Here is a 6,311-nt window from a genome sequence, read left to right as displayed (position 1 = left end):
ACTCACCCGTCCGCCGCTGAATCGAAGAGCAAGCTCTTCTCATCCGCTCGACTTGCATGTGTTAGGCCTGCCGCCAGCGTTCAATCTGAGCCATGATCAAACTCTTCAGTTCAATACTGCTTGGGTTTTGAGAAAACCCTAAACTTGGCTCAGCAATCTCAAATGACTTACTTTCAAATCTTTCGATTTTCGTGTAGCCACTTGTGATGCTGATAATCTTTTTGACTATCAGTCTGAACTCACAAGCACCCACACGAATTGCTTGATTCAGTTGTTAAAGAGCGGTTGGTTAAGAGCTTTTCGTCTCAACCGAGGCGCGCATTCTACGCTTTCCTCAGAGTCTGTCAAGCGTTTATTTTGAAGTTTTTCAGAATTTCTCTTTCAACTTCAACCACTTGACTCGCTGCGATCTCTCGTCAGCGGGAGGCGAATTCTACAGCGTTTCAAACCGCTGTCAACTGCCTTTTACACCGCTGTCGATCTTTCGATCGAAGCCCTTCCGGATGACCCTGGAACCGCTAACTCTTTGAAACTCAAGGAGTTTTCAGTTCCGACTGCGCCGGAAGTGGTGCGCATTATAAGGGGATTCGAAAGCCCGTCAAGGCTTAATTTCAATAAACCTTAACATTGCTGAAAAACAAAGCGGGGAGGCCTGCCGGCCTCCCCGTCTATATATATAGCTACACCAGCAGGCGATTACTCAGCCTTGAGGGTAACCCGGGCAAATGCCTTCTTGCCCGCCTGGCACACATGGGTCGCACCAAGTGCAAACATGAAGTCGCGATCAACCACCGCACCGTCGACTTTCACGGCGCCGCCATTGAGCAGATCCCGCGCCATCGCCGAGTTCTTCACCAGGCCCGCCCGGTTCAACACGGCAGCGATCGGCAAGCCTTCAGCCGCAGCAACCTCGACATCAGGCAGGTCCTCCGGCAACTCGCCCTCTTTCATACGGTTACCTGCCGCGCGGTGCGCATTGGCGGCAGCCTCCTCACCATGGAAGCGTGCAACGATCTCTTCCGCCAGCTTGATCTTGATGTCACGCGGGTTCGCGCCATTGGCAACATCCGCACGGAACTGCTCGATCTCCTCCATGGAACGGAAGCTCAGCAGCTCGAAGTAGCGCCACATCAAGGTGTCAGGAATCGACACGAGCTTGCTGTACATCACTCCGGGGGCTTCCTGGATGCCGACATAATTGCCCAGCGACTTGGACATCTTCTTCACGCCGTCGAGCCCTTCGAGCAACGGCATGGTCACGATGTTCTGCGCTTCCTGGCCGTAGGCACGCTGCAGCTCGCGCCCCATCAGCAGGTTGAACTTCTGGTCGGTACCGCCGAGCTCGACATCGCACTTCAGTGCCACCGAGTCATAGCCCTGCACCAGCGGGTAGAGGAACTCGTGGATCGCGATCGGCTGGTTGGTGGTGTAGCGCTTGTCGAAGTCATCGCGCTCAAGCATGCGCGCCACGGTGTACTGCGACGCCAGGCGAATGAAATCGGCAGGACTGAGCTTGTCCATCCAGGTGGAGTTGAACGCGACTTCGGTCTTGGCCGGGTCGAGAATCTTGAACACCTGCTGTTTATAGGTCTCGGCGTTATCCAGCACCTGCTCGCGGGTCAGCGGCGGACGGGTGGCACTCTTGCCGCTCGGGTCACCGATCATGCCGGTGAAGTCACCGATCAGGAAGATCACCTGGTGACCCAGATCCTGGAACTGGCGCAGCTTGTTGATCAGGACGGTATGCCCCAGGTGCAGGTCAGGCGCAGTCGGGTCAAAACCCGCCTTGATCCGCAGCGGTTGCCCGCGCTTGAGCTTCTCGACCAACTCGGACTCGACCAGTACCTCTTCCGCTCCACGCTTGATCAGCGCTAGCTGCTCTTCAACCGACTTCATAACAGACCCGCAAGGCTCAGATTCAAAGGGACCCAACCATACAAGATCAGCCATCAAATACAAGTTTTTGCCCCGAGTGTGACCTCGAAGCCGACTGATGACGTCTGCGCGCTTGCGCTGAAGGGGATTTGGTTATATTTTATACAGTTATTTCATCTTCATCATGTCATTCATCTTTTCCACTTCATCTATTTCAAAGTCAATTCATCTATGACCAACGAACCGCCTAAAGCGCCCCCGCTTTATCCGAAGAGCCACCTGTTGGCCGCCAGCGGCATCGCCGCCTTACTCAGCCTGGCCTTGCTGGTGTTCCCATCCAGCGAGGTCGAAGCCAAGAAAACCACCCTGAACCTGGAGCTGGAAAGCCCGGTCGAGCAACTCAAGCAGGAACAGGACGCCCCACTTACCCAGAACACTGACGCCGCGCCCTCGCCGTTTGCGCAGATCGACAACAGCGCCGCACCGACCGAAACCGCCAAGGTCGAGCCGGCGCCTGCCGCTGCCGAAGCTGCGCCAGCCAGCAAGGACCCAAGCCACCGCGAAGTTACCGTGAGCCGTGGCGATACCCTGTCGACCCTGTTCGCCAAGGTCGGCCTGCCGGCTACCGCCGTGCATGAAGTGCTGACCAGCAACAAGCAGGCCAAGCAGTTCAGCCAACTCAAACACGGCCAAGTGCTGCAGATCGAGCTCGACAAGGACGGTCAGTTGGCCAGCCTGCACAGCAAGCTCAGCGACCTCGAAACCATTCGCCTGACCAAGAGCGCAAACGGTTACGCGTTCAACCGTGAAATCAGCAAGCCAGTGGTGCGTTCCGCCTATGTTCATGGCGTGATCAAGAGCTCGCTGTCGGCCTCGGCCCAACGCGCCGGCCTGAATCACAATCTGACCATGGATATGGCACGTATTTTTGGCTACGACATCGACTTCGCCCAGGATATTCGCCAGGGCGACGAATTCGACGTGATCTACGAACAGAAGGTCATGAACGGCAAGGTCGTCGGCACCGGCAATATCCTGTCCGCGCGCTTTACCAACCGCGGCAAGAGCTTCACCGCAGTGCGCTACACCAACAAGCAGGGCAACACCAACTACTACACCGCCGACGGCAACAGCATGCGCAAGGCGTTCATCCGTACTCCGGTTGATTTCGCCCGTATCAGCTCGCGCTTCTCGGCAGGCCGCAAGCACCCGATCCTGAACAAGATCCGCGCACACAAAGGTGTCGACTACGCAGCACCACGCGGTACGCCGATCAAGGCGGCCGGTGACGGCAAGGTCCTGCTGGCGGGCCGCCGCGGTGGTTACGGCAACACCGTGATCATCCAGCACGGCAACCGCTACCAGACCCTGTACGGGCACATGCAGGGCTTCGCCAAGGGCGTGAAGACCGGCGGTTCCGTCAAGCAAGGGCAGATCATCGGCTACATCGGCACCACCGGCCTGTCCACCGGCCCGCACCTGCACTACGAGTTCCAGGTCAACGGCGTACACGTCGACCCGCTCGGGCAGAAGCTGCCAATGGCCGACCCGATCGCCAAGGCCGAGCGCCAGCGTTTCCTGCAGCAAAGCCAGCCACTGGTCGCGCGCATGGAGCAGGAAAAGGCCACCCTGCTCGCCTCGAGCAAGCGTTAAGCAATGCCGCTCTATCTGGGTGTGATGTCCGGGACCAGCCTCGATGGCCTGGACATCGCCTTGATCGAACAGGAGCAGCACCTCAAGCTGCTCGCTACCCATTACATTCCCATGCCCGCCAGCCTGCGCCAGGACCTGCTGGACCTGTGCGCCAGCGGGCCTGACGAGATCGCCCGCGCAGCCCTGGCAGAGAACCAGTGGGTGCGCCTTGCCGCCGAAGGCATCCAGCACCTGCTGGCCGCCCAAGACCTCAAGCCTGAGGCCATTCGCGCCATCGGCAGCCATGGCCAGACCATTCGTCACGAACCGGCGCGCGGTTTCACCGTGCAGATCGGCAATCCGGCGTTGCTGGCCGAGCTCACCGGCATCAGCGTAGTCAGCGACTTTCGCCGCCGCGACGTTGCTGCTGGCGGCCAGGGTGCGCCGCTGGTACCGGCCTTCCACGAAGCGCTGTTCGCCCACCAGGGCCAACGCCTGGCAGTGCTCAACGTCGGCGGTTTCAGCAATCTCAGCCTGATCGAACAGGACAAGCAAGTCAGCGGCTTCGATTGCGGGCCGGGTAACGTGCTGCTCGATGCCTGGATCCAGCAGAAACAGGGCCACAGCTACGACACCGACGGTGCCTGGGCTGGCACCGGCCAGGTGATCCCCGGTTTGCTCGCCTCCCAACTCAGTGACCCGTTCTTCGCCGGTACCGGGCCGAAAAGTACCGGCCGCGAAGTGTTCAACCTGCCTTGGTTGAACCAGCATCTTGCGTCTCAGCCGGGCTATCGGGATGAAGACGTGCAGGCCACCCTGCTGGAGCTGACCGCCCACAGTATCGTCAGCTCGTTGCAGGCGGCGCAGGACGATACCCAGGCCTTGCTGGTCTGCGGTGGCGGCGCGCACAACAGCGTGCTGATGCAGCGTCTGGCAACGCTGCTACCCAACGCCCGGGTCAGCAGCACTGCCGCTTGCGGGGTCGACCCTGACTGGGTCGAAGCCATGGCCTTCGCCTGGCTGGCCCACTGCTGCCTGGAGCACATCCCCGCCAACCGCCCCAGCGTCACTGCTGCTCGTGGCCTGCGGGTGCTGGGCGCGATCTACCCGGCATAAACCGCAGATAGCAAAACGCCGCGCATCGGCGCGGCGTTTGCGGTACTGCCCTTGCGATCAGATCGAGAACGAAGAGCCGCAACCACAGGTCGTGGTGGCGTTCGGGTTCTTGATGACGAAACGCGAGCCTTCCAGGCCTTCCTGGTAATCCACCTCGGCTCCTGCCAGGTACTGAAAGCTCATCGGATCGACCACCAGGGCCACGCCTTCGCGCTCGACGATGGTGTCGTCCTCGGCAACATCTTCATCGAAAGTGAAACCGTACTGAAAACCCGAGCAACCGCCGCCGGTCACGAATACTCGCAACTTCAGGCGATCATTGCCTTCTTCATCGACCAGGGTCTTCACCTTGTGCGCTGCACCCTCAGTGAACTGCAATGCCACAGGGGTGAAGGATTCGACGCTCATGCTGACTATCTCCCGGCGCTATGCCGCCATAATGCGTGATGACGCGCATTATCCGCTTCTCCGAGAAAAGCGGTCAACAATACAAAAGCTGCAAGGGGTTGGCTGCAAGCTATAAGCGGATCGCGTCCGCCTTTGACTTGCAGCTTGAAACCTACCGTTTAAGGCAGCAGGCCGGCGTGGGAAAGCCCCATGCGCTCGTCCAGGCCGAAGAGGATGTTGAGGTTCTGTACCGCCTGCCCCGACGCGCCCTTGACCAGGTTGTCGATCACCGACAGCACCACGACCAGGTCGCCGCCTTGCGGACGGTGCACGGCAATCCGGCAAACGTTGGCGCCGCGCACGCTGCGGGTTTCCGGGTGACTGCCAGCCGGCATTACGTCGACGAACGGTTCATCGGCATAGCGTTTCTCGAACAGCGCCTGCAGATCGACCGAGGTATCGGCGACGGTCGCGTACAGGGTCGAATGGATACCGCGGATCATCGGGGTCAGGTGCGGCACGAAGGTCAGGCCGACATCAGTACCCGCTGCACGGCGCAGGCCCTGGGTGATTTCCGGCAGATGACGGTGCCCTTTGACCGCGTAGGCCTTCATGCTCTCGCCCGCCTCACAGAACAGCGAACCAACCGCCGCGCCACGACCGGCGCCGCTGACACCGGACTTGCAGTCGGCGATCAGGCGCGAGGCATCGGCGATACCGGCTTCGAGCAGTGGCAGGAAGCCCAACTGGGTAGCGGTAGGGTAGCAACCCGGCACGGCGATCAGGCGCGCCTGGCGAATCTGCTCGCGATTCACTTCAGGCAAGCCGTACACCGCGTCCTTGAGCAGCTCTGGCGCACCGTGGGGCTGGCCGTACCACTTGGCCCATTCATCGGCATCCTGCAGGCGGAAGTCAGCGGACAGGTCGATGACCTTGGTGCCAGCGGCCAGCAACTCGCCCGCCAGGGCATGGGCGACACCGTGCGGGGTAGCGAAGAACACCACGTCGCAGGCAGCCAGGGTCTTCACGTCCGGCACACTGAAGGCCAGACCGTCGTAGTGACCGCGCAGGTTCGGGTACATATCGGCAACCGCCAGGCCGGCTTCGGAGCGCGAGGTGATCACCGCCACCTCGGCCTGTGGATGCTGTGCCAACAGACGCAGCAGCTCGACCCCGGTGTAACCCGTGCCGCCAACGATACCGACCTTGACCATAACGCGTGCCCCTTCTCAACGAACCAACAGGAAAGCCCACGATAATAGGGGCGCTGAAACACGCCCACAACTGTTGCGATGGCTCGC

At 60.3% G+C, this 6,311-nt stretch carries 5 protein-coding genes and 1 rRNA gene; 2 read left to right on the top strand and 4 right to left on the bottom strand.

The genetic code is table 11. The features are described from left to right. Together JV241A_RS01970 and tyrS are read right to left on the bottom strand one after the other, a co-directional pair. Positions 1-112 (bottom strand): 16S ribosomal RNA (locus JV241A_RS01970); the annotation flags it as partial. A gap of 584 nt (positions 113-696) precedes the next feature. Further along, the gene (gene tyrS, locus JV241A_RS01960) at positions 697-1,896 is read right to left on the bottom strand and encodes a tyrosine--tRNA ligase (RefSeq protein ID WP_115085060.1); all 1,200 of its coding nucleotides are present in this window, start codon (positions 1,894-1,896) and stop codon (positions 697-699) included. Between the two features lie 210 nt (positions 1,897-2,106). Between tyrS and JV241A_RS01950 the strand changes: the two genes are divergently transcribed. Beyond that, positions 2,107-3,528, top strand: a complete 1,422-nt coding sequence (locus tag JV241A_RS01950; RefSeq protein WP_134061281.1) for a peptidoglycan DD-metalloendopeptidase family protein — start codon at positions 2,107-2,109, stop codon at positions 3,526-3,528. A 3-nt stretch (positions 3,529-3,531) separates the two neighbouring features. Then, the gene (locus JV241A_RS01945; RefSeq protein ID WP_134061280.1) at positions 3,532-4,623 is read left to right on the top strand and encodes an anhydro-N-acetylmuramic acid kinase; all 1,092 of its coding nucleotides are present in this window, start codon (positions 3,532-3,534) and stop codon (positions 4,621-4,623) included. Between the two features lie 57 nt (positions 4,624-4,680). Here JV241A_RS01945 and erpA read toward each other — a convergent pair whose 3' ends face one another. Continuing rightward, entirely contained in the window at positions 4,681-5,031 is a 351-nt protein-coding gene (erpA, locus tag JV241A_RS01940) for an iron-sulfur cluster insertion protein ErpA (RefSeq protein WP_010221479.1), read from the bottom strand. Positions 5,032-5,189: 158 nt separating this feature from the next. Then, on the bottom strand, positions 5,190-6,224 hold the full coding sequence (gene argC / locus JV241A_RS01935) for an N-acetyl-gamma-glutamyl-phosphate reductase (RefSeq protein ID WP_115085057.1): 1,035 nt from the start codon (positions 6,222-6,224) through the stop codon (positions 5,190-5,192). Positions 6,225-6,311 lie beyond the last annotated feature (87 nt).

Origin of the sequence: Pseudomonas sp. JV241A, from assembly GCF_900275665.1 — a bacterium.
Taxonomy (GTDB): domain Bacteria; phylum Pseudomonadota; class Gammaproteobacteria; order Pseudomonadales; family Pseudomonadaceae; genus Aquipseudomonas; species Aquipseudomonas wadenswilerensis.
This window is presented reverse-complemented; position numbering and strand designations above follow the sequence as displayed.

Excerpts from the sequence above, each read along its gene's own strand:
- JV241A_RS01950 (WP_134061281.1), top strand. The coding sequence starts at position 2,107 with ATGACCAACGAACCGCCTAAAGCGCCCCCGCTTTATCCGAAGAGCCAC.
- argC (WP_115085057.1), bottom strand. The coding sequence starts at position 6,224 with ATGGTCAAGGTCGGTATCGTTGGCGGCACGGGTTACACCGGGGTCGAG.
- JV241A_RS01945 (WP_134061280.1), top strand. The coding sequence starts at position 3,532 with ATGCCGCTCTATCTGGGTGTGATGTCCGGGACCAGCCTCGATGGCCTG.
- tyrS (WP_115085060.1), bottom strand. The coding sequence starts at position 1,896 with ATGAAGTCGGTTGAAGAGCAGCTAGCGCTGATCAAGCGTGGAGCGGAA.
- erpA (WP_010221479.1), bottom strand. The coding sequence starts at position 5,031 with ATGAGCGTCGAATCCTTCACCCCTGTGGCATTGCAGTTCACTGAGGGT.